This is a genomic window from Streptacidiphilus rugosus AM-16, from assembly GCF_000744655.1.
GTDB lineage: Bacteria > Actinomycetota > Actinomycetes > Streptomycetales > Streptomycetaceae > Streptacidiphilus > Streptacidiphilus rugosus.
In genome coordinates, this window is sequence record NZ_JQMJ01000004.1 from 1,553,609 (window position 1) to 1,580,135 (window position 26,527).

General features: G+C 72.7%; 25 protein-coding genes. 14 read left to right on the top strand and 11 right to left on the bottom strand.

The genetic code is table 11. The features are described 5' to 3' along the window. Positions 1-210 precede the first annotated feature (210 nt). Positions 211-885, top strand: coding sequence for a PhzF family phenazine biosynthesis protein (locus tag BS83_RS16175; protein ID WP_037604505.1), 675 nt, complete (start codon positions 211-213; stop codon positions 883-885). 179 nt (positions 886-1,064) lie between these two features. On the opposite strand, the gene BS83_RS16180 is transcribed toward BS83_RS16175, so the two are convergent. The 4 genes from BS83_RS16180 to BS83_RS16195 form a co-directional block, all read right to left on the bottom strand. Continuing rightward, the gene (locus tag BS83_RS16180) at positions 1,065-1,592 is read right to left on the bottom strand and encodes a hypothetical protein (RefSeq protein WP_037604506.1); all 528 of its coding nucleotides are present in this window, start codon (positions 1,590-1,592) and stop codon (positions 1,065-1,067) included. 16 nt (positions 1,593-1,608) lie between these two features. Then, complete coding sequence (locus tag BS83_RS16185; RefSeq protein WP_037609160.1) at positions 1,609-1,983, bottom strand: hypothetical protein; 375 nt, start codon at positions 1,981-1,983, stop codon at positions 1,609-1,611. A gap of 149 nt (positions 1,984-2,132) precedes the next feature. Continuing rightward, positions 2,133-3,527, bottom strand: a complete 1,395-nt coding sequence (locus tag BS83_RS16190) for a VWA domain-containing protein (protein WP_037604507.1) — start codon at positions 3,525-3,527, stop codon at positions 2,133-2,135. A 317-nt stretch (positions 3,528-3,844) separates the two neighbouring features. After that, complete coding sequence (locus BS83_RS16195; RefSeq protein WP_037604508.1) at positions 3,845-4,678, bottom strand: TIGR02452 family protein; 834 nt, start codon at positions 4,676-4,678, stop codon at positions 3,845-3,847. Between the two features lie 71 nt (positions 4,679-4,749). On the opposite strand from BS83_RS16195, the gene BS83_RS16200 reads away from it, so the two are divergent. The 3 genes from BS83_RS16200 (at position 4,750) to BS83_RS16210 (ending at position 9,765) form a co-directional block, all read left to right on the top strand. Beyond that, positions 4,750-5,349, top strand: coding sequence for a histidine phosphatase family protein (locus BS83_RS16200; protein ID WP_037604509.1), 600 nt, complete (start codon positions 4,750-4,752; stop codon positions 5,347-5,349). 289 nt (positions 5,350-5,638) lie between these two features. Then, positions 5,639-7,657, top strand: a complete 2,019-nt coding sequence (locus BS83_RS16205) for a CocE/NonD family hydrolase (protein ID WP_037604510.1) — start codon at positions 5,639-5,641, stop codon at positions 7,655-7,657. Positions 7,658-7,698: 41 nt separating this feature from the next. Next, positions 7,699-9,765, top strand: coding sequence for an FUSC family protein (locus BS83_RS16210; protein ID WP_037604511.1), 2,067 nt, complete (start codon positions 7,699-7,701; stop codon positions 9,763-9,765). A gap of 139 nt (positions 9,766-9,904) precedes the next feature. On the opposite strand, the gene metG is transcribed toward BS83_RS16210, so the two are convergent. Beyond that, positions 9,905-11,419 carry a methionine--tRNA ligase gene (gene metG / locus BS83_RS16215; RefSeq protein ID WP_037604512.1) on the bottom strand — a complete coding sequence of 505 codons (1,515 nt, stop codon included), beginning with the start codon at positions 11,417-11,419 and terminating at the stop codon, positions 9,905-9,907. Positions 11,420-11,663: 244 nt separating this feature from the next. Continuing rightward, a complete protein-coding gene (locus tag BS83_RS16220) occupies positions 11,664-11,897 on the bottom strand; it encodes a hypothetical protein (protein ID WP_037604513.1) in 234 nt (77 codons plus the stop codon). A gap of 107 nt (positions 11,898-12,004) precedes the next feature. Between BS83_RS16220 and BS83_RS16225 the strand changes: the two genes are divergently transcribed. Together BS83_RS16225 and BS83_RS16230 are read left to right on the top strand one after the other, a co-directional pair. Then, complete coding sequence (locus tag BS83_RS16225; protein WP_037604514.1) at positions 12,005-12,958, top strand: asparaginase; 954 nt, start codon at positions 12,005-12,007, stop codon at positions 12,956-12,958. A gap of 135 nt (positions 12,959-13,093) precedes the next feature. Then, positions 13,094-13,747, top strand: a complete 654-nt coding sequence (locus BS83_RS16230; protein ID WP_037604515.1) for a pyridoxamine 5'-phosphate oxidase family protein — start codon at positions 13,094-13,096, stop codon at positions 13,745-13,747. 4 nt (positions 13,748-13,751) lie between these two features. Here the strand turns inward: BS83_RS16230 and BS83_RS16235 are convergent, their stop codons facing one another. Further along, entirely contained in the window at positions 13,752-14,762 is a 1,011-nt protein-coding gene (locus BS83_RS16235) for a Gfo/Idh/MocA family protein (RefSeq protein ID WP_037609162.1), read from the bottom strand. 119 nt (positions 14,763-14,881) lie between these two features. Between BS83_RS16235 and BS83_RS16240 the strand changes: the two genes are divergently transcribed. Then, positions 14,882-15,514, top strand: a complete 633-nt coding sequence (locus BS83_RS16240) for a hypothetical protein (protein WP_157597201.1) — start codon at positions 14,882-14,884, stop codon at positions 15,512-15,514. Between the two features lie 10 nt (positions 15,515-15,524). Here BS83_RS16240 and BS83_RS16245 read toward each other — a convergent pair whose 3' ends face one another. Beyond that, positions 15,525-16,766 carry an acyl-CoA dehydrogenase family protein gene (locus BS83_RS16245; protein ID WP_037604516.1) on the bottom strand — a complete coding sequence of 414 codons (1,242 nt, stop codon included), beginning with the start codon at positions 16,764-16,766 and terminating at the stop codon, positions 15,525-15,527. Positions 16,767-16,869: 103 nt separating this feature from the next. Here BS83_RS16245 and BS83_RS16250 point away from each other — a divergent pair, with 103 nt between their 5' ends. Continuing rightward, positions 16,870-17,553, top strand: coding sequence for a TetR family transcriptional regulator (locus BS83_RS16250; RefSeq protein WP_084713565.1), 684 nt, complete (start codon positions 16,870-16,872; stop codon positions 17,551-17,553). Positions 17,554-17,795: 242 nt separating this feature from the next. On the opposite strand, the gene def is transcribed toward BS83_RS16250, so the two are convergent. Next, a complete protein-coding gene (gene def, locus BS83_RS16255; RefSeq protein ID WP_037604518.1) occupies positions 17,796-18,341 on the bottom strand; it encodes a peptide deformylase in 546 nt (181 codons plus the stop codon). Positions 18,342-18,477: 136 nt separating this feature from the next. Here def and BS83_RS16260 point away from each other — a divergent pair, with 136 nt between their 5' ends. From BS83_RS16260 to BS83_RS16280, 5 genes are all read left to right on the top strand, one after another. Next, the gene (locus BS83_RS16260) at positions 18,478-19,734 is read left to right on the top strand and encodes a MurT ligase domain-containing protein (RefSeq protein ID WP_051943131.1); all 1,257 of its coding nucleotides are present in this window, start codon (positions 18,478-18,480) and stop codon (positions 19,732-19,734) included. A gap of 34 nt (positions 19,735-19,768) precedes the next feature. Continuing rightward, entirely contained in the window at positions 19,769-20,497 is a 729-nt protein-coding gene (locus BS83_RS16265) for a type 1 glutamine amidotransferase (RefSeq protein WP_037604519.1), read from the top strand. Positions 20,498-20,701: 204 nt separating this feature from the next. Beyond that, entirely contained in the window at positions 20,702-21,727 is a 1,026-nt protein-coding gene (locus tag BS83_RS16270; RefSeq protein ID WP_037604520.1) for a 6-phosphofructokinase, read from the top strand. Positions 21,728-21,792: 65 nt separating this feature from the next. Continuing rightward, on the top strand, positions 21,793-22,791 hold the full coding sequence (locus tag BS83_RS16275) for a 2-hydroxyacid dehydrogenase (RefSeq protein WP_037604521.1): 999 nt from the start codon (positions 21,793-21,795) through the stop codon (positions 22,789-22,791). Positions 22,792-22,888: 97 nt separating this feature from the next. After that, on the top strand, positions 22,889-23,854 hold the full coding sequence (locus BS83_RS16280) for a cytochrome c oxidase assembly protein (protein WP_051943133.1): 966 nt from the start codon (positions 22,889-22,891) through the stop codon (positions 23,852-23,854). A 25-nt stretch (positions 23,855-23,879) separates the two neighbouring features. Here BS83_RS16280 and BS83_RS16285 read toward each other — a convergent pair whose 3' ends face one another. Both BS83_RS16285 and BS83_RS16290 read right to left on the bottom strand, forming a co-directional pair. Next, positions 23,880-24,104, bottom strand: a complete 225-nt coding sequence (locus tag BS83_RS16285; RefSeq protein ID WP_037604522.1) for a hypothetical protein — start codon at positions 24,102-24,104, stop codon at positions 23,880-23,882. A gap of 95 nt (positions 24,105-24,199) precedes the next feature. Further along, positions 24,200-24,922, bottom strand: coding sequence for a TetR/AcrR family transcriptional regulator (locus BS83_RS16290; protein WP_037604523.1), 723 nt, complete (start codon positions 24,920-24,922; stop codon positions 24,200-24,202). A 98-nt stretch (positions 24,923-25,020) separates the two neighbouring features. Here BS83_RS16290 and BS83_RS16295 point away from each other — a divergent pair, with 98 nt between their 5' ends. After that, positions 25,021-26,478, top strand: coding sequence for an MFS transporter (locus BS83_RS16295; protein WP_037604524.1), 1,458 nt, complete (start codon positions 25,021-25,023; stop codon positions 26,476-26,478). The last annotated feature ends 49 nt before the right edge of the window (positions 26,479-26,527 follow it).

Here is a 26,527-nt window from a genome sequence, read left to right on the forward strand (position 1 = left end):
GCGCAGCGCCGGCAGCGCCAGGCCGGCCAGGGGTGTGAGGGCCGTTCCGGCGAGGACGCCGGACGAGCGGCGCAGCAGGGCGAAGCGGGCAGGCCGGACCGCGCCGGTCGGGCCTGCCGCCTGTCGGGCAGCCGAGTCCGCCTGACTGCCCTGCTCGGCCGACGACCGAGCGGCTCAGGTGCGCGGGCGAACCGGTGCTTGGATGGGCCCATGAGTGATCTTCATGTTCTCCGGGTCTTCTGCGGCCCTGGTGGCAGCGCAGGGAATCTGCTCGGGGTGGTGCTGGACGGGGCCGCGTATCGCGAGCGCAGCGAGCGGCAGGGGCTCGCCAGGGAGCTCGGCTTCTCGGAGACGGTGTTCGTCGACGACGCCGGGGAGGGAAGGGTCGACATCTACACGCCCGGCGCGCGCCTGCTCTTCGCCGGGCATCCCCTGGTCGGGACGGCGTGGCTGCTGCGCAGGGAGGGGTTCGCGGCGGAGACCCTGCGGCCGGAGGCCGGGGACGTCCCGGCGTGGCAGGAAGGGGAGTTCGGCTGGATCCGCGGCCGGGCGGCCTGGGCCGCCGGACGGCGGACCCAGCGGTACGGGAGCGTCGCGGACGTGGACGCCCTCACCGTGCCGCCGCTGGGTACCGGGTGGCTCTACGCGTGGGCCTGGGCGGACGAGGCCGCCGGCGAGGTGCGGACGCGCGGCTTCCCCGGGCGCGGGGACGGCGTCGAGGAGGACGAGGCGACCGGCGCGGCCGCGGTCGTGCTCACGGCCGAGCTGCAGCGCCCGCTGAGCATCCGTCAGGGGACCGGCTCGCAGATCCTGACCCGGCCGCGCCCCGACGGGGTCGTCGATGTCGGCGGGCGGGTGGTCGCGCACGAGGTGCGAACGGTGTAGGTCCACGACGGCCGGAGGCCGCGGGAGGCCCGGGCGGGGCCGGCACCCGCACGAGGCCTCCGGCCTTCGTCGGCCGGAGCCGTGCGAGCTCGGGGAGGGTCGAAGGCAACGTGCATCGGGTCGGGCCCTGAAGCCGACCTGGTCGATCGTCAGAACACCCGCCCAGGCGGCGGCGGGAGTCAGGGAAGCGCGCGCAGCCGGTCGAGGACTCTCTGGAGCAGGGACAGCGGCGCGCTCTCGGCCGAGGCGACGGCGGCCGTCACGTGGGCGCCGACGGGGCGGCGGGGGAGGCTGTCGGACGGTGGAAGACCCGGGAGGCGGTGGAGGATTCGCCGCAGGTCCCACTGGGCCAGCGCCGGATTGGCATGGCGGCGCTCAAGGGTGACCTGGGCGAAGACCAGGCCCGTGGGGGTGACCGTCGTTTGCATGAGTACACAGTGGGCCGCTCCGGTGATCATGATCTCGTGCGGCGCCTCGGAAGCCGTGTCGCTGCGACGGGCGTAGGCCAGGGCGGCCCCCGCGGTGGCGAGGGCGAAGCCGGCGGGAGCGGTGGACACCTGTCGCGTGGACAAAACCTCGTCCGGCAGTGTGCCCATGACGGTGCTCACCGCGCCGTTGAGGGCCAGGGCGCAGTCCAGAGCATCGCTGAGCGAGCGGATGGCGGCCGGCGTCGAACGGGGCCGCCACAGCTCTACAGAGGTTCCCATGGTTCGCGGTCTTCGGTCACAGCGACAGGTCGTCCTCCACCTGGCGCAGCCTCAGGCGGGCCATGGCCAGATTGGCGCGGCGGCGGTCCAGAGCCAGGTAGAGGAAGTGGCCCTCGCCGCCCTTCTTCGTGAGGAGCCGGATCAGGTGGTACTGGCCGGAGAGGGTGATCAAGATGTCCTCGATGGCCTCGTGATGCAGGTTGAGCATCTCCATGGTGCGCAGCTTCGACCGCACGACCTCGGTGTTACCCGCGGCCGCGACGTTCAGATCCATTTCGGGGCCGCCGCCCAGGGTGCCCAGGGCCAGGCCGCTGTTGTAGTCGACCAGAGCCACGCCGATGGCGCCCTCGATGGACATGGCGTTCTTAAGAGCGAGCTCTACGCTTGACATGGCCATGACTGTACTCATCTCACCCGACTTCCGGGCTGGTTGATGAAGATCGTCACGTCGCACACATTCCGATTGTCATGAGCACGCGTCATATGCTACTCGGGTGTCGGCAGTTCGTCCGGCGAACACCTGACACGCCCGGGGCAGCGTCACGAGGACACGATGCCCGCCAGGCGGGCGGCGCTGATCCAGGAGGGGAACTCCGTCAGCAGCCGGTCATAGAGGTCGGAGTCGGACATGCCCGCGATGTCGTCGACAGCGAAGAACCCGACGTTGTCGACTCTTCTCCCCGGCATCGTGTCGAGCTTCTGCAGGACGCCGTAGTCGGCGCGGCCAAGACCGATGAACTGCCAGAACAGCGGTTCCTCGACCGCCTCGCACAACTCCTTCCTGATCTCGGCATTGCGGTAGACGCCGCCGTCGGAGAAGAACAGTACGAAGGTGGGCTCTGGTACCGGATTGTCGCGCACGAACTCCCTCACCTCGGAGATGACCTTCTGCTCCTCGTTCTGGATGCCGACCGCCGCCATGTCGACCTGTCCGTCCGCAGCAAGGCGGCTGGACTTCTTCTTGCGGCGGAACAGGCTGATCTGGCCGACCCGCACATGTCGCCGGATCCACTGCGGCAGATCCCCGAGGGAGAGATCGGGCAGCCGGGCCGGGTTGCTGGCAAAGGTCCACGCCTGCATGGAACCGTCGACGTCGAGCTGCGCGGCCACGGCCGCCATCCGCTCCACCACATCCGCAACGACGCCCTTGCCGTAGAGCGGCGCCATCGATCCTGACGCGTCCAGGACCAGGATCACCCGTGCCTTCTGCTCGGCTGCGCCGCCATGCTTGCGCAGGCTGACGGTGATCTGCTCCTTCCGCAGCGACAGACGCTTGCGTATGTCCAGCGGCAGCCGTTCCTCCCCCGGGCTCTGGACGGGGCGCACCGCCGGGTCCGGGGTTGAAGGCCCCACCGCCGAACCGGTCACGACAGGCGGCTCCTGCCGGCGAGGGGGTTCGTCCTCGACGGTGATCCCGAAGTCGGTCGCAAGTCCCGCCAGTCCATTGGCGTAGCCCTGAGCCACGGCACGGAACTTCCACTGGCCCTGGCGGCGGTAGAGCTCACCGACCACCAACGCCGTCTCGGCCCCGGCCTCGACATCGAACGTCGCGACCTCCGTGCGGGACGCGGGCTCCACCAGGCGCAACTGCATCTGGCCGAACTGGCCGAAGGTGCCTCCGTCGACCGAGGCACACAAGGCCACCCGGTCCGCCTCCGGCTCCACACGGTCGAGATCGACCAGCACCACATCCGCGGCGACGGCCTCCTCCACCTGCTTCCCCAGGTGTACGACGGCACCGGAGGCGTGGCGCGGCTGGTTGTAGAAAACGAAGTCCGCATCGTCCCGGACCTTGCCGTTCGCGCCCAGGAGCAACGCCGACACGTCCGCGTCCACACCCTGCGGGTCGTGTCGCCGGCTCAGCTCCAGACGCAACCCCGCAACAACGACGGGCATGTTCTGGCCCTTGGTCAGACGCACGTCTCCCACTCCCATCCCACGGCAACCACATCCAGGCCACGCCCATCAGCGTGCGCCCCAATCAACCACAGCCAAGTCGACCAGCAGCGCCTCGTGAGGAAATCGGTGCAGGCCGGACCGCGGCAGGTCCAAGCTTTCTCGCTCGCCCAGGTCGGAAGGCACGGGCCGACACAGCGCCGCCCGGGGACCGGCTTCCGAGACCCTCGCAGAGATCCAGGCGCGCGGCTGGGGCCACCCGCTCCGCTGTGCCCTGGACTTGTGACCGTGCGTGCGCCTGACCGAGGTTCATGGAAGCCCGGCGCGAGCCGGGTTCGGCCGACCGCATCACCGGCTCACCACCCAGCGAAGACCTCGGCGAACGCCGCCCGGTTCGCCGAGGGTTGGGCGCGGTCCCACACCCCGAACACGACCCGGTCGAAGACCCCCGCGAAGGCGCCGCCCGGCGCGAGCCACGTCGCGAAAGCCGCCGCCACCTCGCGCGGGTCGTTGCGGAAGACCCCGCACCCCCACGCGCCCAGCACCAGCCGCCGGGCGCCCTGCTGCGCGGCGACGCCGAGAACGCGGCCCGCCCGGCGCGCCAGTGCCTCGCGGATGCGCGGACCGGCGTCGGGCTCGCGGCGCAGCAGCTGGCCCGCGTTCGGGGCGGGGCAGGTGAGGAAGGAGACCGGGAAGGGCTCCGCGAGCAGGTCGCCGCGCTCGTCGCGGTGGACAGGGACGTCCGGGGACCAGATCACCCGGTCGCTGTAGAGCAGGTCGTCGCCGGCGCGGTGCGCCGCGTAGTACTCGGGTGCGCGCAGCAGGCAGGGGTGGAGCAGGGACTGGCGGCACAGGTCCTCCTCCTGGGCGCGGGCCCCGCCGAGGTAGCCGCCGCCGGCGTTGCGCGCGGAGGCGAAGTTGAGCACCGCGACGGGGCCGCCGCCGGTCTCGACCAGCCGGCGCGCCGCGCCCAGGCTGCCCTCGCCGGTCACCTCGAAGGCCGTTCCACCGGCCGAACCCCCGGCCCCGGGCGGGGTCAGCGGCTCGTCGGGCCCGAACAGGCGGGTGCCCGCGAGCGCCGCCGCCAGCGGTGCGGCGACGGACACCCGGGTCCCGTCGGCCGTGCCGTACGCACCGGCTTCGGCGATGGACTGGTTCTGCTCGGCATAGGCGCGAAGTCGGCTGCTCACGCCCCGGACGCTAGGGCAGCAGGGCCCGCACGGGCGAGCGAATTGCGTGGCCCGCCGGGTAGCGTGGCGGCATGAGCGATCTGATCCTGGTGCGTCACGGCGAGACCGAGTGGAGCCTGTCCGGTCAGCACACCAGCTGGACCGAGAAGCCGCTGACCTCCGTCGGGGAGGCCCAGGCACGGGCGCTGGCCCCGCTGTTGGGCGAGCACAAGATCTGTCTCGCCCTGGTGAGCCCGATGGGCAGGGCCCAGGACACCGCCAAGCTGGCCGGACTGGACGCGCGGGTCGATCCCGATCTGCACGAGTGGGACTACGGCGCCTACGAGGGCGTCACCACCCGCGAGATCCACCGCACCCGGCCCGACTGGAACCTGTGGACCGACGGGGTGGCGCCGGGGCCCGAGGGGCATCCGGGCGAGACCCCTGAAGAGGTCGGCATCCGGGCCGACCGGGTGATCGCCAAGACCGAGGCCGCGCTGGCCAACGGCATGGGCGGCGACGTGGTGCTGGTCGCGCACGCGCACTTCCTGCGGGTGTTCACCGCGCGGCGGCTCGGGCTGCCGCCGTCGGGGGGCGCGCTCTTCCAGCTGGCGACGGGGACCATCAGCCGACTCAGCACCGAGCACGGCCGGCCGGTCGTCGCGAGCTGGAACGAGAGGCCCCGCGGCTGAACCCCGCCCGGGCGGCTGAACCCCGGGCGGGCGGCTGAGGCGGCGAGCGGCTGAAGGCGAGCCGAGCGGCTGAGCGCCCTCGCCTCGCCTATGCTCGTGCCAGCCGCCCATCCGGACATCTGCGCTCAAAGCATGACAGGACCACCGGGCGCGGCGAAGGGAGGCCGGTTTCCTTGGGCGCGAGCACCTCCGTGCCGGCACTCGGCGGGGCGCTGACGAAGGGTCGCTTTGTCGACACAGCCACCCGCGCCCCGGCACTGCTCCCCGTCCGCTAGGAGCCGCACCCGCCATGCGCCACCGCGAGGACCTGCCCTTCCGCACCACCGTCCAGGACACCTGGATCCCGCTGCCCGACGGCGTCCGCCTCCACGCCAGGATCTGGCGGCCGGTCACCGACGAACCCGTGCCCGCCCTGCTGGAGTACCTGCCCTACCGGCTCACCGACTGGACCGCGCCGCGCGACGCCGAGCGGCACCCCTGGTACGCCGGGCACGGCTACGCCTCGGTCCGCGTCGACATCCGCGGCCACGGCAACTCGGAGGGCCGGCCCGGCGACGAGTACGACGCGACCGAGCTGGCCGACGGGGTCGCCGTGGTCGAGTGGCTGGCCGGGCAGCCCTGGTGCAGCGGCCGGGTGGGCATGTTCGGGATCTCCTGGGGCGGCTTCAACGCCCTGCAGATCGCCGCGCTCGCGCCGCCCGCACTGCGCGCCGTGGTCACCGTCTGCTCCACCGACAACCGCTACGACAACGACGTCCACTACCTGGGCGGGTCGGTCCTCGCCGTCGACATGCACGCCTGGGCGGCGACCATGCTGGCCTTCGTCTGCAGGCCGCCCGACCCGGAGTTCGTCGGCGACCGCTGGCGGCAGATGTGGCGGGACCGGCTGGAGCGGGTCGAGCCGTTCGTCCACACCTGGCTCACCCACCAGGCCAGGGACGACTACTGGCGGCACGGCAGCGTCTGCGAGGACTACTCCGCGATCACGGCCCCGGTGCTGGCCGTCGGCGGCTGGGCCGACCCGTACCGCGACACCGTGCTGCGGCTGGTCGCGCACCTGGACGCCCCGGTGCGCGGCATCCTCGGCCCCTGGTCGCACCAGTACCCGGACCGCGGTCTGCCGCCAGGGCCGGCGATCGGCTTCCTGCAGGAGACGCTGCGCTGGTGGGACCACTGGCTCAGGGACGTCGACAACGACGTCATGGACGAGCCGCTGCTCCGGGCCTGGATCAACGAGTCCGCGCCGCCCGCGACCGGCTGCTCCGTCCGCGAGGGCCGCTGGGTCGCGGCGGACACCTGGCCCGCGCCCGAGATCGACATGACGAGATATCGACTCGACGGCACGATGAAGCATCCCGAACCGGGACCGGTCCGGGTGGTGTCGCCGCAGCACACCGGCGTCGACGCGGCCCGCTTCTTCCCCTTCGGCAACGACGCCGACCTGCCGCCGGACCAGCGTGAGGAGGACGGCCGCTCGGTCTGCTTCGACACCGCCGCCCTCGGGCACCGGGTAGAGATCCTGGGGCGCGCCAGGGTCAGGCTGCGGCTGACCTGCCCGGCCCGCCGCGGCCAGGTGATCGCCCGGCTCTGCGACGTCGCCCCCGACGGCTCCTCCACGCTGGTCACCCGCGGCGTGCTCAACCTGCTCAGCCGCCGGGGCCGCGCGCACACGGTGGAGTGGACCCCGGGCGCGACCGAGGACGTCGAGTTCGAGCTCTGGGGGGTCGGCCACGCGTTCCCGCCCGGCCACCGGATCCGGTTGGCGCTCTCCTCGGCCTACTGGCCCTGGGTCTGGCCGCACCCGGACGCCCGGGGCTTCACCGTCGACCCGGCGGCGAGCGAGCTGGAGCTGCCGGTCCGCGACGGCTCGGCCGACCGCGGCCGCCCGCCGATCCGCTTCGAGGAGCCGGAGCAGACCCCGCCGCTCGGCGTCGTCTTCGCCGACCCGGCGACGCTGGGCCCGGAGCGGGTGGTGCGCAGGGACGTCGGCGCGGGCGAGTGGGTGCTGGAGGTCGACCCCCGCTACGGGGGCCCGCGCACCTACCCGGACGGCCTGGTCGTCCGCGAGGCCGCGGTGGACCGCTACACGATCCGCGAGGACGACCCGATCAGCGCGCGGACACGGTCCGAGTGGGTTGTCGGCCTGGCCCGCCCGGAGCTCGGCTGGGAGGTCGAGGTGCGCACCCGCTCGGAGATCCGCACCGACGGCGCGGACTTCCTGACGGACGACCAGGTCACCGCGACCGAGCGGGGCGAGGTCGTGTTCGAGCGCTCCTGGCGGCGCCGCATCCCGCGCACACACGGCTGACGGCTCCGTCGGACGGGCCGGAGCACGTACGCTGACAGACGATGCCGCCCTCCCTGAAACCGCACCTGAACGGCTGGTACCGCTCGCTCAAGGCCACCTCCCGGTCCGGTCTGCGCGTGGAGCGGGCGACCAACCAGCCGCTGGCCGCGCTGCGCGGAGCGCTCGGCGTCGCGATCGCCCTGTTCGGCGCGCTCGCGCTGAGCGGTCCGGCGATGGCGACCTCCGCGGCGCTGGGCGCGCAGATGGCCGGGATGGCCACCTTCCAGCGCAGCTACCGACCCCGTCCCTGGCTGGCCCTGGCGACCGCGCTGGGGCTCGCGGTCAGCACCTTCGTCGGCTACGTCGCCTCGCCGTGGCCCGCGCTCTTCCTGTGCGTGGTCGCCCTCTGGTCCTTCGGCGCGGGGCTGGCCTGGGTCGGCGGCCAGACCGCGGGGATCCTGGCGAGCATGACGGTGGCCGTCATGCTGGTCGTGGTCAGTCTGACCGAGTCGGTCTCGCAGGCGGCGCAGCACGCGGGCGTCATCGCGGCCGGCGGCGTGATCCAGGCGCTGCTCGTGCTGGTCTGGCCGGTCAACCGCTGGGGCGCGCACCGCGAGGCGCTGGCCGAGGCCTGCGCCTCCATGGCCGACTACGCCCGCCGGCTGCGGCACGACCCCTTCGCGCCCTTCGACCCCGACCCGCTGATGGCGGCCCGCGAGGCCGCGGTGGTGACGCCCGGCCAGGCCCGCAGCAGGCCCGCCGAGCTCACCGGTGTCCGCCCGCTGGTGGAACGGATGCGCCCGGCGATGTCCGCGCTGGCCGATCCCCGTGTGGGCGCGGCGGAGGAGGGTCCCGAGCGCGACCGGGCCAGAGAACTGCTGGCCGCGGCGGCGGACATCCTGGACATGGCCGCCCACACGATCCGCAGCGGCGTGTCCCCGAAGATCCCCGAACGGGCCTACGCCGCGCTGGCGCTCCCGGACGACGGCCCCATCCTGCACGGCATCGCCCGGCACACCGCGCTGCGCCTGATCGGCCTGCTCGCCGAGGTCCACGACGCGCTGGAGACCCCTCCGGACGACGACTCCCCGCGCTACCTCCCCCGCCCCGGCGTCCGCGAGCTGCTGCCGCTGACCGTGGTGGCGATCCGCCGCAACTGGACCTGGCGGTCCGCGGTGCTGCGGCACGCGGTGCGGGTGGCGGTGGTGGTGACGCTGGCCGAGGGCATCGGTATGGCGCTGCCCTACGGCCACGGCTACTGGGCCGCGATGACGGCCATGATGGTGATGCGGCCCGACTTCTCGCAGACCTACAGCCGGGGCGTGGCCCGCCTGGCGGGCACGGTGGTGGGCGTCGGCGTCGCCTCGGCGGTGATGGTGGCCGCGCGGCCGGCGCCGTGGGTCTGCGGGGCGCTGGCGGTGGTCGCGGTGGGCGGCGCGTACCTGACGATGCGAGCCGGCTACATGGCGCTCAGCACGCTGGTGACCGTCTACGTCGTCTTCCTGCTGTCCATGGACGGGCTGACGCTGTCGCGGACGGCGGCGGAACGAGTGGGCATGACGCTACTGGGCGGGCTGCTGGCGTTCGCCGCGTACGCGGTCTGGCCGACCTGGCAGACCGTCAGGCTGCCGCACCGTCTGGCGGACCAGATCTCGGCGGCCGGACAGTACGCGGCGGCGACGCTGGAGGCTTTCGCCTCGCCGGGCCCCGTCACACGCCGCGCGATGCGGGACGCCCTGCTCGACTACCGCGCGGCGCGCGCGGCGTTGCGGGCGGCGGACGACTCGGCGGCGACCGAGCCGGTCCGCCATCGGGGCCTGCGCCCCTCGCAACTCTCCGACGCGCGGGCGGCGGTCGCGGCGATCGGCCGCACGTCGATGCTGATCGAGGCGCACGCCCCGACCGCGACCGCGCCCTCCCCCGGCGCAGCGGCGTTCGCGGGCGTGGTCCGCGACCAACTCACGATCGCGGCGGTCGCCGCCCGCACCGGCACCAAGGTCGACCTCACCCCGGTCCGCGACGCCTACCAACTCTGGTCCGACTCCGCCGACGGCACCCCGGACGAGATCCTCCGCGACGCCTCCATCCTCACCGAGGCCGTGACCGGCCTCGAGGAGTCCCTCAACTGAGTGCCTCAAGCAGGGGGCCGGTTGCACTCCCCCAGGGGCCCGCGGAACTGCCGATCCCCGGCTCCGCGGATGGGCGCGGAGCCTCACAGCAAAGGGTCAGTTGCACGACCTGGGAGTGCAACCTCCCATCGTTCGAACGTCAGGCGCTCTCGGGGACGCCGAGGCGGGGGAAGAGCGGGTGGGAGGGCGGCAGCACGCCGTCGACCGGGGTGCAGCGCTCCGTGATGCGCTCGGCCGCGTCCGGCAGGAACGGGCGGAGTTCGTCGCCCAGGGCGCGGCAGGCCGCGACCAGCGCGGCCAGCGCCGCGTCGAGTCGGGGTGAGGGCGCACCGCCCCGCTCCGACTTGGCGAGTTCCCAGGGGCGGGTGCGGTCGATGCAGCGGTTGGCCTCCTCCACGAGCGTCCAGACCGCGCCCGCCGCCGCGCGGTAGTCGAAGTCGTCCAGGGCCGCGTCCACCCGGCCCGCCGCGCGGGCGCAGACCGCGCGCAGCTCGGAGGTCGCCGTCGTGGAGACCGTGGGGGTCGGGACGACGCCGTCCCGGTAGCGGTGGACCATGGTGACCACCCGGTGCACCAGATTGCCGAAGCCGCCGGCCAGGTCCGCGTCCGCGCGGGCGATCAGGCGCTCCTCGGTGAAATCCGCGTCGCCGACCCGCGGGACCTCGCGCAGCAGCCACCAGCGGACCGCATCCGCGCCGAAGCGGGACACCAGGTCGGTGGGGTCGGCGACCGCGCCGCCGCCGGACTTGCTGATCTTGCGGCCGGACACCGTCAGGTAGTCGTGCACCAGGATCCGCGTCGGCAGCGGCAGGCCCGCCGAGAGCAGCATGGCGGGCCAGTAGACGGCGTGGAACCGGACCACGCCCTTGCCGACGAGGTGGACGCGTTCGCCCTCGCCCGCCCACCAGGTCGCGAAGTCGTCGCCCTCCCCGCCGAGCCCCAGGCTGGTGACGTAGTTGCCCAGCGCGTCCCACCACACGTAGACGACCTGGTCCTCGTCGCCCGGCACCGGGATGCCCCAGCCCCGGGCGCGGGCGCGGCTGCGGGAGACGGAGAAGTCCTGCAAACCGGAGTCGATCAGCGCCAGCACCTCGTTGCGCCGCGCCGCGGGCTCGACCCGCAGCCGGCCGTCGGTGATCAGCTCGCGCAGCCGCTGCTCGTAGCGGGACAGGCGGAAGAACCAGTTCTCCTCGCTGACCTGCTGCGGCTCCGTCCCGTGCTCGGGACAGCGGCCCTCGACGAGTTCGGTCTCCGCGTAGAAGGCCTCGCAGCCGACGCAGTAAAGGCCGACGTACTGCTTGCGGTAGAAGTCCCCCGCCGCGGCGCAGCGCTGCCACAGGTACTCGACGCCCACGCGGTGACGCGGGTCGCGGCTGGTGCGGATGAAGTCGTCGAAGGAGAGCGCCAGCGGTCCGGCGAGCTGCGCGAACGCGGCGGCGTTGCGGTCGACCAGCTCCTGCACGCCGACGCCCTCGGCCTCGGCGGCGAGGACGTTCTTCAGCGAGTTCTCGTCCGTGCCGCTCAGGAAGCGCACCGCGCCGCCCCTGGTCCGGCGGTGCCGGGCGAGCACGTCGGCCTGGACCAGCTCCAGGGCGAAGCCGAGGTGCGGGCGGGCGTTGACGTACGGGATGGTGGTCGTGACGTAGTAGCTCATCAGGCGCTCCTGCTCTCCCCCGACGGGAGGACTGTGGGCGGGAGGGGCCTGCGGCGCACATGCAGGAGGCCCCTGGTGACGGGGCCTCGGGTGTGCGGCGTGGTGCGCGCGTCCGTGTGTCAGCAGCCCCGGGAGGGGCGCATCATTCGCTGGTTCGGCGCACAGATCATGGACCGAGCGTAGCAGCACGGCCGCGGCGGATCGCCGCCGTTTCCTATGGGACAGAGCCTGCGGGGTGGCGCGGTCAGAGGTGCCCGCGGACGAAGCGGCCGAGCTCCGCGGCCCATGCCGCGTACTCGCTGCGCATCGACGCGTCGCCGCCGCTGAGCATCGCGATCTGGGCGTCGGTCATCCGGTCGGCGCCGTCCGAGGCCATCATCGCGGCCATCCGGTCCATGGTGTCCGCGAGGCGCTCGGCGTCGTGATGGCTCAGCATGACCAGCCGCTCCATGCGGCCGATAGTGGTGGAACCGGGCATGACTGCCTCCTCGGGTCGTCCTCCACGTGCTCCACCCCACGGTAGATCGGGTGAGTAGGGTGTGCACGCCGTGATCAAGGACGATCACGCGGGAGCGAGGGGACGCCGTGGGCATCGCGCTGTTCACACTGGGTGGCACCATCTCGATGGCCGGAGCGGCCCGGCTGGACGGGGCCGCGCTGACGGCCGCCGTCCCCGGCCTGGAGACCCTGGACGAGCCGCTGGACATACAGGACCTGGAGCCGGTGGGCAGCGGGAGCCTCACCTTCGCGCAGGTGCTCGCCGTCGCGGAGTCCGCCTCGGCGGCGGTGCGGGCCGGCGCACCGGGGGTGGTGATCACCCAGGGCACCGACACCCTGGAGGAGACGGCCTACCTGCTGGACCTGGTCTGGGCGCAGGACGCGCCGCTGGTGCTGACCGGCGCGATGCGCAATCCGACCCTCGCCGGGCCGGACGGTCCGGCGAACCTGCTGGCGGCCGCCCGGGTGGCCGCGGCGGCTCCGGCCCGCGGGCTCGGCGCGCTGGTCGTGTTCAACGACGAGATCCACGCGGCGCGCTGGGTCCGCAAGACCCACAGCACCAGCACCGCGACCTTCGTCTCGCCCGACACCGGCCCGCTGGGGCACGTGATCGAGGGCCGGGTCCGGGTGCTCACCGCCCCCGTGCGCTGCGCGCCGCTGCCGCCGCCCACCGCCGGCGCCCGCGTCGCGCTGTACACGGTGACCCTGGACGACGACCCGGACACCCTCACCGCGCTCGCCGCCGGTCAGGACGCCGTGGTGCTCGCCGGCTTCGGGGTCGGGCACGTCCCCGCCGTGCTGGTCCCCGCGCTGGCCGAACTGGCGGCGCGGATGCCCGTGGTGCTCACCTCCCGCACCGGGGCCGGCTCGGTCCTGCGCAGCACCTACCGCTCCCCCGGCTCGGAGACCGAGCTGCTCTCCCACGGCCTGATCGACGGCGGCCTGCTGCACCCCTACAAGGCGCGCGTGCTGCTGAGGCTGCTGCTCGGCTCCGGCGCGGACCGGGACGCGGTGGCGGCCGCCTTCGCGGAGCGGGGCTGAACGCGGCGGGGGCCGAACGGGGCGGAAGACCATTGCCCGGAGGCCTCCGCTTCGTTTACGGTGCAGCTCACGGGTACGAAATGCGTGCCCGCCTCCGTCCGATCCGACGGATACAGTTGCAGGAGAGTGCTCCCCATGTCGGAAATCGCAGTCACCGAGCGGACACGCCATCGGCGGATGCGGGAGAACGGCAGCACCCGCAAGGAGGAGCTCGACGCCGTGCTGGCGGCGGGCTTCGTCTGCCACCTCGCGGTGGTCGTGGACGGCACTCCGATGGCCGTGCCGACCTGCTACGGAGCGACCGCCGACACCCTCTACTTCCACGGCTCCGTCGCCAGCCGCAGCCTGGCCCAGGACCCGGCGGCCGAGGTCTGCGTCACGGTGACCCACGTGGACGGGCTCAGCCTGGCCAGGTCCGTCTTCGAGCACGGCGTGAACTACCGCAGCGTCATGGTCTTCGGCACCCCGCGGGTCGCCGACGGCGACGAGAAGCTGGAGGGTCTGCGGGTGCTGACCGAGCAGTGCGCTCCGGGACAGTGGGACTACGCCCGCCTGCCCAACCGCAAGGAGCTGGCCGCCACCACGCTGCTGGCCCTCGACCTCACCGAGGCCTCGGTCAAGATCGCGGCGGGCCCGCCGGAGGACGGCGAAGGGCCGGACGCGTCGCTCGGCCTGTGGGCGGGCAACGTCCCGATCCGGACGGTCTACGGCGCGCCGGTGCCCGCCCCGGACCTGGCTCCGGGCATCGCGCTGCCGCCGCACATCGCCGCGCTGCGGACCGAGGCCTGAGCGGTCAGCGCTCCCCTCGCAGCGGGAGTCCTGCGGCCCGGTAGACGTCGTCGAGCAGGCCCATCGTCGCCACGGCGTCACGCGCGGGGGTGAGCACGGGGCCGCCGTCCAGCACCGCCGCGGCGAAGGCCTCCAGTTGGCAGGCGTAGCTGGACGGACCGGCGACCCGCTCGACGCGGCGCGGGCCGCCCTTGGGCGGACGCACCGTCAGCCGGTGGAACACCTGCGGGGCGACGAAGTTGAACACGCTCATCGTGGCGTCGGAGCCCACCACCCGGGCGCGCATGGACAGCAGGCTGCGGGACCACATCGAGGCGCGCACCCGGCCGGTCGCGCCGCCGGGGTAGCTCAGCTCGGCGGTCATCGCCCGGTCGACGCGGGGGTCACGGCGCATGGTGAGCGCCCGTGCGGAGACCACGCGCGGCTCGCCGCCGAGCAGCCGGGCCGCGTGGACGGCGTAGCAGCCCGCGTCCATGGCCGCCCCGCCCGCGAGCCCGTAGTCGTAGCGGATGTCGCCGAAGCGGGGCAGCGGAAAGCACAGGGCCGTCTCGATCCGGCGGACCTCCCCCAGCTCGCCGCTCGCGACGATCTCCCGCATCCGCTCCGCGAGGGGGTGGTAGCGGTAGTGGAAGGCCTCCATGACGACCAGTCCGCGCTCCGCCCGTGCCGCGTCGGCGGCGTCCGCGACGAGCTCGGCCTCGGCCCGGTTGGCGGTGAACGGCTTCTCGCACAGGACGTGTTTGCCCGCGTCGAGCGCCTTCAGGGTCCATTCGGCGTGCAGGCCGTTGGGCAGCGGCACGTAGACCGCGTCGACGTCCGGGTCGGCGAGCAGCTCGGTGTAGTCCGTGTGGACCGTGGGCACGCCGTGCCGCCTGGCGAACTCGGCGGCACGCACGCGGTCCCTGGCCGCGACGGCCACCACGGAGACCCTCGCGTTCTCCCTGGCGGGTTTGATCAGCGCGCTCGGCGCGATGGCGGCGGCGCCGAGTACGCCGATCCGCAGCATGGTCGACATGCGCGCCACTGTGTCAGACCTGTGCTGCGCCGTCGACGACCGTGTCACGGGTTCGCGCGGGCCCTGTCCCGGCGCGACGGCGGGGTGGGAGCATGTCGCGGCAGTCGAAGGGAGCGGTCGTGCGAAGAGGGGGAGCCGTGTTCCTGGTCGGGGTGGTGCTGTGCGCGCTGATGGGCGCCGAGCTGGGGGCGGTGCTCACCGGGGCGCTGCGGCTGGGCACCGGCGTGGGCGTGGTGCTGTTCGTCGTCGGACTGAACCTGGCCCCGTGGACCGGCCTGGTCGGCGGCGCGCTGCTGGCCGCGGGCTCGCGCCGCGGGAGGCCGGGCGAGGGCCCGGCCGCGTTCCGGACCGCCCCGGCGCGGATCGAGTCGGTCCAGGCGGGCGGCGAGGCGCCGGACCTCACCCTGCGGTTGGACCTCACCGTCGCCCCCGAGGGCGCCCCGGCGTACCGGGTCCACGCACGGACCGTCGTCAACATCATGGACCTGGACGACTTCAAGGCCGGCCGGATCGTCCAGGTCGACCACGACCCCGCCCGCCCCTGGGACGTACGGGTCCGCCGCCGCCCCGACGCGGCGGGGGCGACGCTCATCGCCCTGGCGAAGTTCGACCGCGCCCCCGAGCAGAGCCGGGCCACGCCGCCGCCCAGGACCGGCACGGGCCGCGCCCGCCGGGTGGGCGGGTACGCGGTCCTGGCCGGGTTCCTGGTCTCGCTCTGGCCGCTGCTGACCCTGTGGGGCCCGCAGCTGTGAGGTCAGCCGGTCAACGGATCGGCATGCCCGAGAGGGTGCGGGCGATGACCAGGCGCTGGATCTCGCTGGTGCCCTCGAAGATGGTGTAGATCGCGGCGTCGCGGTGCATCCGCTCGACCGGGTACTCACGGGTGAAGCCGTTGCCGCCGAAGATCTGGATGGCCTGGGCGGTGACCCACTTCGCCGTCTCGCCCGCGTAGAGCTTGGACATCGAGCCCTCGGCCGCGGTGAACGGCTGGCCGTTCGCCGCCATCCACGAGGCGCGCCAGACCAGCAGCCGGGCGGCGTCGATGCGGGTGCGCATGTCGGCGAGCGTGAAGGCGATGCCCTGGTTGTCGATGATCGGGCGGCCGAACTGCTCGCGGGTCTTGGCGTACTCCAGCGACTCCTCGTACGCCGCGCGGGCCAGGCCGATCGCCTGCGCGCCGACGGCCGGACGCGACGCCTCGAAGGTGGCCATGGCGGCGTTCTTGACCTGCTCCACCCGCTCGCCGCGGGCGACGGCGGCCGCGCGCTCCTTGGCCCTGGCCATCCGGTGGTCCAGCGCGTCCTTGCCGCCGAGCAGGCAGTCGCCGGGGACCCGGACGTTGTCGAGGACGACCTCGGCGGTGTGCGAGGCGCGGATGCCGTGCTTCTTGAACTTCTGACCCTGGCTCAGCCCCGGCGTGCCCGGCGGGATGATGAAGGACGCCTGTCCGCGCGCGCCGAGCTCCGGGTCGACCGAGGCGACGACGACGTGGACGTTGGCGATGCCGCCGTTGGTGGCCCAGGTCTTGGTGCCGTTGATGACCCACTCGTCCGACGCCTGGTCGTAGACGGCGCGGGTGCGCATCGCGGCGACGTCGGAGCCCGCGTCGGGCTCGGAGGAGCAGAAGGCCGCGAGCTTGACGTCGCCGGGCGTGCCGAACATCTCCGGCGCCCAGGTGCCGACCTGCTCCGGCGTTCCGTTGGCGACGACCCCGGCGGCGGCCAGCGCGCTGCCGACGATGGCCAGGCCGATGCCCGCGTCGCCCCAGAACAGCTCCTCCATGGCGATCGGGATGCCGAGACCCGTGGGGTCGAACTGCTGCTGGGCGAAGAAGTCCAGCGAGTAGATGCCGACCTTGGAGGCCTCCTGCAGGATCGGCCAGGGCGTCTCCTCCCGCTCGTCCCATTCGGCGGCGGCCGGTCGGATGACATCGCGGGCGAAGCCGTGCAGCCAGTCGCGGACGGCGATCTGGTCGTCGTTGAGGGCGAGGTTGAAGCCGGTCATGGTGATTCTCCCCGGGCGCGACGCGCTGACTGGATGTGAGCTGGAGGTGAGGCGGATCTTGAGCCGCCAGGTGTTACCGTCGGTAACAGAGGCTAGTGGCTCCATGTTGTTACTAGGTAGTAAGGAATGTCAAGGCATCGTGTCCAGTCCCCAGGAAAGACCCGAAAGCCCTGAAAGCCCAGATCGGGATGAGCGGCGCGCGGAGCTGCTGGACGCGGCGGACCGCGTGGTCCGCCGGGAGGGACCGCGCGCGAGCATGAACGCGATCGCGGCCGAGGCGGGCATCACCAAGCCGATCCTCTACCGGCACTTCGGCGACAAGAACGGCCTCTACCGCGCCCTCGCCGACCGCCACAGCGCGGCGCTGCTGGAGCACATCCGTGCCGCGCTGGACGCGCCGCTGGAGCGGCGCGAACGGGTGGAGAACGTCCTCGACACCTACCTCGGCGCGATCGAGTCCGCCCCTCAGGTCTACCGCTTCCTCGCCCACCCCGACCCGGCCGCGGACAGCCTCTCCCCCGCGGGCCCGCTGGCGCCGACGCTGCGGGCGATCGCGGCGGAGCTGAGCCACGCGGTGGCGGTACAGGTGGATCTCGGCCCGGACGGCAACCTCGTGGCCGAGGCCTGGGGCCAGGCGATCACCGGCATGGTCCTCGCGGCCGGCGACTGGTGGCTGGAACACCAGCCCTTCCCCCGCGAACGCATGGTCCAGACCCTCGCCGACCTCCTCTGGGGCCGCCTCGCCGCTGCCGCGGAGAACCCGACCGCCACCAAGAACGGCGAATGAGCCACCCCTCACGGGCCGGTTGCACCACCTCAGGGGCGCGAGGAACTGCGCGGCCCGGCCGCACGGGCGCGACACCTCTCAAGCAAGGTCCGGTTGCACCATCAGGGGCGCGAGGAACTGCGCGACAAGCCACCGGCGTGCGGATGGTCCTCAACGCGCAGGGCCATCCGCCCCGGGTGGTTTCTCGGCCAGTTCCCCGCGCCCCTGAGGTGGTGCAACCGGACCGCCGTCGCGGAGTGGACCTACTCCGGGGCGACGAACCAGGCCGCGCGGCGGGTGGCGCGGAGGGCGCGGGCGCGGCGGAGGCCGGTGAGGGAGTCGAGGAAGACGCCGCCGTCGAGATGCGCGGCCTCGTGCTGGAGGCAGCGGGCGAAGAAGCCGGTCCCCTCGATCTCCAGCGGCACGCCGGTGACGTCCTGGCCGCGCACCACCGCGCGGTCGAAGCGGGGGGTCTGGGCCCGCAGACCCGGCAGGGACAGGCAGCCCTCCTCGCCGGCGACCACCACACCGTCCGCCTCGACCAGGACCGGGTTGACGACATGTCCCAGATGGCGGACATCCTCGTCGTCCGGACAGTCGTACACGAAGACACGGAGACCGACGCCGATCTGATTGGCCGCCAGCCCCACCCCGTCCGCCGCGTACATCGTCGCGAACATGTCCTCGATAAGACGTTCGAGCTGGTCATCGAAGGTGTCGACGGCCCGGCAGGGGGTGCGCAGCACGGCCTTCGCCCAGGGCGTGACGGGGTGCACGGAGCCGGCGCTGCCGGGAATGCGGGAGAGCATGGGACGACTCTATGCGGGCGCCGCCGGGCCCGTGACAAGCGCGGACGTGGACGCCGACGACGGCGGAACCGATCCTGCCGGTAGGCTACGACAGCCTGATGCCCCGCCGGGCCGTCCCGCAGGAGGAGAGCAACCGATGTCCGCGCACCCCGATTCGGCCGCGCCCTCGGCCTCGCTGACCGCACGCGCCAAGCTGGCCGTCACCGCAGGGAAGGCCGCCGCCGCCGTCTCGCGCGCCGCGGGCCGCGGCAGCGGGTCCGTCATCGGCGGACGCGTGGCCCTCAAGCTCGACCCGGACCTGCTGCGCAGCCTCGCCGAGAACCTGGACGTCATCCTGGTCTCCGCCACCAACGGCAAGACCACCACCACCCGTCTGATCGCCGAGGCGCTCCGCGCCGCCGGGCCCGTCGTCTCCAACGCGCTGGGCGCGAACATGCCGGCGGGCATCACCTCCGCGCTGGCCGGCAGCGGGGACGCGCAGTTCGGCGTGATCGAGGTCGACGAGAAGTACCTGGCCGGCGTCGCCCGCGACACCAACCCCAAGGCCATCGCACTGCTCAACCTCTCCCGCGACCAGCTCGACCGTTCCTCCGAGACCCGGATGCTCGCGGAGAAGTGGCGCGAGGGCCTGTCCGGCACCGAGGCCGTCGTCATCGCCAACGCCGACGACCCGCTGGTCACCTGGGCGGCCTCCTCCTGCCGCAAGGTCATCTGGGTCGCGGCCGGCCAGGCCTACCGCGAGGACGCCTGGTCCTGCCCGGCCTGCGGCGGCGTCATGCAGCGGCCGGACGAGGAGTGGTTCTGCCCCGCCTGCGGCTTCCGCCGTCCGCAGCCGCACTGGGCGCTCCAGGGCGAGTTCGTGGTCGACCCGCAGGGGACGCCGTGGCCGATCCGGCTGCAGCTGCCCGGCCGGGCCAACCTCTCCAACGCGGCCAGCACCGCCGCCGTCGCCTCGGTCTTCGGGGTGCACCCGCAGACCGCGCTGCAGCGGATGGAGACGGTCCAGGCCGTCGCCGGGCGCTACGAGTCGGTGCTGGTGAACGGCCGCGAGGTGCGGATGCTGCTGGCGAAGAACCCGGCGGGCTGGCTGGAGACCTTCACCCTGATCGACCCGGCGCCCGCGCCCGTCGTGCTCTCGGTCAACGCCCTGTCCGCCGACGGCACCGACACCTCCTGGCTCTGGGACGTCGACTACGAGCGCCTGGTCGGGCACCCGGTCTTCGTGATGGGACAGCGCAAGCTGGACCTCGCGGTGCGACTGGAGGTCGCCGGCGTGCAGTTCCAGGTCGTCGACTCGATCCAGCAGGCCGTGGCCGCCGCGCCGGCCGGCCGGATCGAGGCGATCGCCAACTACACCGCGTTCCAGCAGCTGCGCCGCGACGTGCAGGGCTGACGGCGTCCGGAACGAAAGAAGAGGACCTCCCGCCATGAGTGACAGCGCCCTTCGGCTGGTCTGGATCTACCCGGACCTGCTCTCCACCTACGGCGACCGCGGCAACGTGCTGGTGGTCGAGCGCCGCGCCCGGCAGCGCGGTCTGGACGTGCAGCGCATCGACGTGCGCTCGGACCAGCCGGTGCCGACCAGCGGCGACATCTACCTCATCGGCGGCGGCGAGGACCGTCCGCAGCGGCTCGCGGGCGAGCGGCTGCGGCAGGACCCGGGTCTGGGCCGTGCCGTGGAGAACGGCGCGATCGTCTTCGGCGTCTGCGCGGGCTACCAGATCATGGGCCACGAGTTCATCGACGACCGCGGCGAGCGGACGCCGGGGCTCGGCCTGCTGGACGTGTGGAGCACGCGCGGTGAGGGCAAGCGCAACGTCGGCGACATCCTCGCCGAGCCCGACCCGCGTCTCGGCCTGCCGACGATGACCGGCTTCGAGAACCACCAGGGCATCACCCACCTGGGACAGGGCGTCTCGCCGCTGGCCCGGGTCACCGTCGGCGGCGGCAACGGCACCGGCGACGGCACCGAGGGCGCCTGGCGGGACACCGTCTTCGGCACCTACCTGCACGGCCCGGTGATGGCGCGCAACCCGCTCATCGCCGACCTGCTGATCAAACTGGCCCTGGACGTCAGCGCACTGCCGCCGGCGGACAACACCTGGTACGACGCGCTGCGTGCGGAGCGCATCGCGGCGGTCCAGGCGCCGGCCTAGCCGGCGGCCCAGTCCACCCTTTACTCACCTCTGGTGAACTTCCCCGCAGGGCGCCGACGGCGCCGCCCTGGCGACCGACTCGGCATGACCGGAAGCCGCTGCTCGGTATCATCGCGATAGGGTTGATTTGTCCGAATTACGGATCTGCGGATCCCCGTTCGGATTTCCGTCCGGTCGCCGGTTCTGCTCGGGAGTAGTCAAACGATGCGTATTGGTGTGCTGACCAGTGGTGGGGACTGCCCAGGTCTGAACGCCGTGATCCGGTCCGTGGTCCACAGAGGCGTGGTGGACCACGGGGACGAGATCATCGGGTTCGTGGACGGCTGGCGCGGTCTGCTGGAAGAGGACTACAAGGAACTGACCCTGGAGTCGGTGTCGGGAATCCTGGCGCAGGGCGGCACGATCCTGGGGTCGACCCGGGTTCAGCCGTCCAAGCTGCGCGAGGGCGTGCCGGCCGCGAAGGCGATGTGTCAGCGGCTGGGCCTGGACGGGATCATCCCGATCGGCGGCGAGGGCACGCTGAAGGCGGCCCGGATGCTGTCGGACGCGGGCCTGCCGATCGTCGGCGTGCCCAAGACCATCGACAACGACATCGCCTGCACCGACGTCACCTTCGGATTCGACACGGCCGTGTCGGTGGCCACCGAGGCGCTGGACCGGCTCAAGACCACCGCCGAGTCGCACCAGCGCGTGATGGTCGTGGAGCTGATGGGCCGCCACACCGGATGGATCGCGCTGAACGCGGGCATGGCCGCCGGTGCGCACGCGATCGTCGTGCCGGAGCGTCCCTTCGACATCGAGAAGCTGACCGAGGTCGTGCGCGAGCGCTTCGAGCGCGGCAAGAAGTTCGCCATCGTGGTGGTCGCCGAGGGCGCCAAGCCGGAGCCCGGCACCATGCCGTGGCAGGAGGGCACCATCGACATCTACGGCCACGAGCGCTTCACCGGCGTGGCCACCCAGCTGTCGGGCGAGCTGGAGCACCGGCTCGGCAAGGAGGCCCGCCCGGTCATCCTCGGCCACGTCCAGCGCGGCGGCACCCCGACCGCCTACGACCGGATCCTGGCCACCCGGTTCGGCTGGCACGCCGTCGAGGCCGTCCACAAGGGCGCGTTCGGCCACCTGACCGCGCTGCAGGGAACCAACATCAACCTGGTCCCGCTGGCCGACGCCGTCGCCGACCTGAAGACGGTCCCCGCCGAGCGCTACGCCGAGGCGGAGACCGTCATCTGACACACCCCCGCGCCACGCCCTCACATCGGGGAGCAGGCGGCGAAATGTCCGGTTAGCGTGGGCGCATGGAGATCCTTGCGTACGGTGTGCAGGCCGACGAGAAGCCACTGCTCGAGGCCGCGTTCGCCGGCCGCCACGCGGTGCGGTGTCTGGAGGTCTTCCTGAACTCCGACACCGCACCGCTGGCGGCCGAGCACGAGGTCGTCAGCACAAGCGTGAACGCCGTGCTCGACGCGTCCACGCTGCGCACGCTCGCCAAGGGCGGCACCCGGATGATCGCGCAGCGCTCCACCGGCTTCAACAACATCGATCTGGACGTGGCCGCGGAGCTCGGCCTGACCGTCGCCCGGGTCTCCTACTACTCCCCCTACTCGGTCGCCGAGTTCGCCTGGACCCTGGCGCTGGCGGTCAACCGCAGGGTCATCAGGGCCGCCAACCGCACCCGCGAGTTCGACTTCAGGCTCGACGGCCTGATGGGCGTCGACGTCCACGGACTGACCGTGGGCGTGGTCGGCACCGGCAAGATCGGCGAGTGCTTCTCCCGGATCGCCCACGGCTTCGGCACCCGGCTGCTCGGCTGGGACGTGGCCGAGAACCAGGTCTGCCGCGAGCAGCTGGGCATGGAGTACACCTCGCTGGAGCGGCTGCTCGCCGAGTCCGACCTCATCTCGCTGCACGTCCCGCTGGTGGCGGAGACGCACCACCTGATCGACGAGACCGCGCTCGGCCGGATGAAGAAGGACGCGATCCTGGTCAACAGCAGCCGCGGCGGGCTGGTCGACACCCAGGCGCTGGTGGAGACGCTGCGCGCGGGCCGGCTGCGCGGCGTGGGCCTGGACGTGTACGAGGAGGAGACCGGGCTGTTCTTCCTCGACAAGTCGCTGGAGGGTGTCGCCGACGACGTCCTCGCCCGGCTGATGACCTTTCCCCAGGTCCTGGTGACCTCGCACCAGGCGTACTTCACCTCCACGGCGGTCGGGCAGATCATCGACACCACCGTCGCCAACGTCGACGACTACCTGGCCGGCCGGCGCACCGGGAACACCCTGGTCCCGCAGGCCTGACCGGCTGCGGCGGACCCGGTGGCCGGGGGCAAACCGGACAGTTCTACCCTGGTGCGGTAGCAGGAGCGCACCGCCACGAGGGAAGCAGGGACCGCCGATGGGCAGCATGCCGGGCATGCCGGGGATGGAGCACGACCTCCCCCCCTTCTCCTTCGGCCGGGCGCTGGCCTTCCACCCCTCGGCGAACTGGGCCTTCCTCGTCCTCAGCGTGGTGCTGCTGGTGCTCTACGCCGCTGGCTGCGTCCGGCTCTGGCGGCGCGGCGACAAGTGGCCGGTGGGCCGGCCGATCGCCTGGGTCCTCGGCCTGGTGACGATGGTGCTGGTCACCTGCACCGGGGTGGGCCAGTACGGCATGGTGCTGCTCAGCGCGCACATGATGCAGCACATGGTGCTGTCCATGCTGACGCCGATCCTGCTGCTGCTCGGCGGTCCGATCACGCTGGCGCTGCGGGCCCTGCGCCCGGCGGCGAAGGGTTCGCACGGGCCGCGCGAGCTGCTGGTGGCACTGCTGCACTCGCGCTACGTCAAGGTGGTCTCGCACCCCGCCTTCACCATCCCGCTCTTCATCGCCAGCCTCTACGGGCTCTACTTCACGCCGATCTTCGACACGCTGATGAAGTCGGAGTTCGGCCACTTCGCGATGATGGTGCACTTCCTCGCCGTCGGCCTGGTCTTCTTCTGGCCGATCATGGGCGTGGACCCGGGCCCGCACCGCCCCGGCTACGTGATGCGGATCCTGGAGCTCTTCGTCGGGATGCCGTTCCACGCCTTCTTCGGCGTGGCGATCATGATGGCCTCCGGCCTGATGGTCGGCACCTTCGCCCACCCGCCGGCCTCGCTCGGCGTCGACCCGCTCTCCGACCAGCACCTGGCCGGCGGCCTGGCCTGGGCGTTCAGCGAGATCCCGACGGCCGTGGTGCTGATCGCGCTGACCTTCCAGTGGGCCAAGTCCGAGGAGCGGCAGTCCCGCCGCAAGGACCGCGCCGCGGAACGCAACGGCGACCAGGAGCTGGAGGCCTACAACGCCTACCTGGCCCGCCTGGAGCAGCGCTCGGCGGGCTAGGCAGGACCGGGTCGGGTCAGGTCGGTCAGGCGGAGATCATGCTGTCGTAGGGGACCTGACGCAGGTAGAGCGCGCCGCAGGTGTGGCAGACCGGTTCGGTCGTGTGGCTCCACTCGTGGTCGGTCAGCGTCGCCGCGTCCTCGGCGAGATCGCGGCCGCAGAGGGCGGTCAGTTTCCCGTCCTTCATCATGTGCCAGGCCCTGACGGTGCCTTCCTGACCGTACTCGGCGCGCATTCCGTAGACGTTCATGGGCGAACCTCCTGGTGCCTCTGGTGCCGTCGGCCCATAGAGACCAGGATGCTCCCGGCGCCGCGTTACCGCGAGCGACGCCGCGACCGGACCGGTCACCCTCCGCGGCGGGCCTGCGCGTCCAGGCCGTCCAGCAGCACGTCGAGGCCGAACTCGAAGCGCTCGTCGCCCACGTTCCTGGTCAGCGCCCCGACCATGGAGACGATCAGCGGATAGCGGTCGACCGGCAGCGAGCCGAAGAACGCCCTGACCCCCTCCAGGTAGGCCTCCGCGTCGGCGGGGTCGTGGCTGCGGACACCGCCCCGGGTGCTCTCCTCGACCGCGGTCGCCACCACGTACAGGCTCAGCGTGTCCACCGCGTAGGAGGCGAGCCGGTCGGAGAGGCCGCCGGCGCGGAGCAGGCCGAGCATGGTCTCGGCCGAGTCGAGGGCGCTGGGCGTGGTCGGGATGTTGACGTCCATCGCCGCACGGGCCAGGTCCCGGTGGGCGACCAGGTTGTCCCTGGCCTGGCGCAGGAAGTCCTTGACCTGCTCGCGCCAGCGGGCCGGGTCGGGCTCGGGGTGGCGCATGTCCGCGTAGACGCGGTCCAGGACCAGGGTGACCAGCTCGTCCTTGTTGGCGACATGGGCGTAGAGCGAGGCCGCGCCGGTGCCGAGCTCCTGGGCGACGCGGCGCATGTTCAGCGCGTCCATGCCCTCCGCGTCGATGACCTTGAGCGCCGTCTCCACGATCAGCTCGCGGCTCAGGGTGCGACGGCGTGGCTTGCGGGCGTCCGCGCCGAAGGCGGGCGGCCAGGTGGGGGAGGGCGCGCTGGTCATGGAGCACAGCCTAGTTGACACGAACGGCGTTCGCCGAGTAGAACAGTGTTCGTTATTACGAACGTCGTTCGTAAAATTCTCGCACCCCGGGGGAAGCCATGTCCGCCACCACCAGAACTCCGCCCGAGGCCGCTCCGGCCACCGAGGCCGGGCATCCACTGCGCTGGGTCGCCCTCGGCGTCGTGCTGCTCGCCGAGATCATGGACCTGCTCGACACCACGATCGTCAACGTCGCCGCCCCTGCCATCCGCGGCGCCTTCGGCGGCGGCACCGCGCAGATCCAGTGGATCAGCGCCGCCTACACCCTCTCCTTCGCCGTCCTGCTGATCACCGGAGCGCGGCTCGGCGACCTCTTCGGCCGCAAGCGGATGTTCGTCCTCGGCTCGCTCGGCTTCACGCTCTGCTCCGCGCTCTGCGCGGGCGCGGTCGACTCCGGCATGCTGATCGGCTCCCGGGCACTGCAGGGCGGCTTCGCCGCGCTGATGATCCCGCAGGGGCTGGGCATCATCCGCAGCGTCTTCTCCGCCGCGGAGGTCGGTGGCGCGTTCGCCGCTTTCGGTCCGGTGATGGGTCTCTCCTCGGTGCTCGGACCGACCCTCGGCGGCTTTCTGGTCACCGCGGACGTCCTCGGCACCGGCTGGCGAATGGTCTTCCTGATCAACCTCCCGCTCGGCCTCGCCGCCGCACTGCTCGGCGCCCGCGTCATCCCCGCCGACCACGGCGTCACCGGCGCCCGCCGCCTGGACCTGCCCGGCGTCGTGCTGCTCAGCGCCGCCGCCGCGCTGCTGGTCTTCCCGCTGGTTCAGGGCCGCGAGCTGGGCTGGCCGCTGTGGACGGTCCTCTCGATGGTCGCCTCGCTGCCGGTCTTCGCCCTCTTCGCCGCCCTCCAGCGCCGCCTCGCCGCCGCCGACCGCTCGCCGCTGGTGGAGCCCTCGCTCTTCCGCGGCCGGGGCTTCCCTTCCTCGGTGGTCGTGGTGGCGGTCTTCTCCGCCGCGATGTCCGGGCTGATGCTGACCTTCACGCTGACGCTCCAGCTCGGCGCGCAGTGGACCCCGCTGCACGCGGGCGCCACGCTGATCCCGCTCTCGCTCGGCATCGTGGCCGGCGCGATCGCCAGCGGCGCGGCGCTCGGACCACGCTTCGGCCGCCGGGTGATCCACGCGGGCGTGCTGGTCATGGCTCTCGGCACGCTGGCGCTCTGGGCGAGCTTCGCGCACTGGGGTCTGCGCGTGAGCAGCTGGGAACTGCTGCCCGCGCTGGTGGTCACCGGCCTCGGCATGGGGCTGCTGATGGGACCGCTCTTCGACATCGCGCTGGCCGGGGTCACCGACGAGCAGTCAGGCTCCGCCTCCGGCGTCCTCAACGCCCTCCAGCAGCTCGGCGGCTCCGTCGGTGTGGCGACGCTGGGCACCGCGTTCTTCTCCTGGAGCGCCACCCGCGGCACGGTCACCGCCACCGGCTGGACCCTCGGCTGCGTCGCCCTCTGCCTGCTCCTCGCGGGCGCGGCGGCCTTCGCGATGCCCCGGATGCCGCGCCAGAGCGCCGGGCACCACTGACGGGGTGATCCGACGTCGGACCGGGCGTGCCGCCGCGCACGCCCGGGTA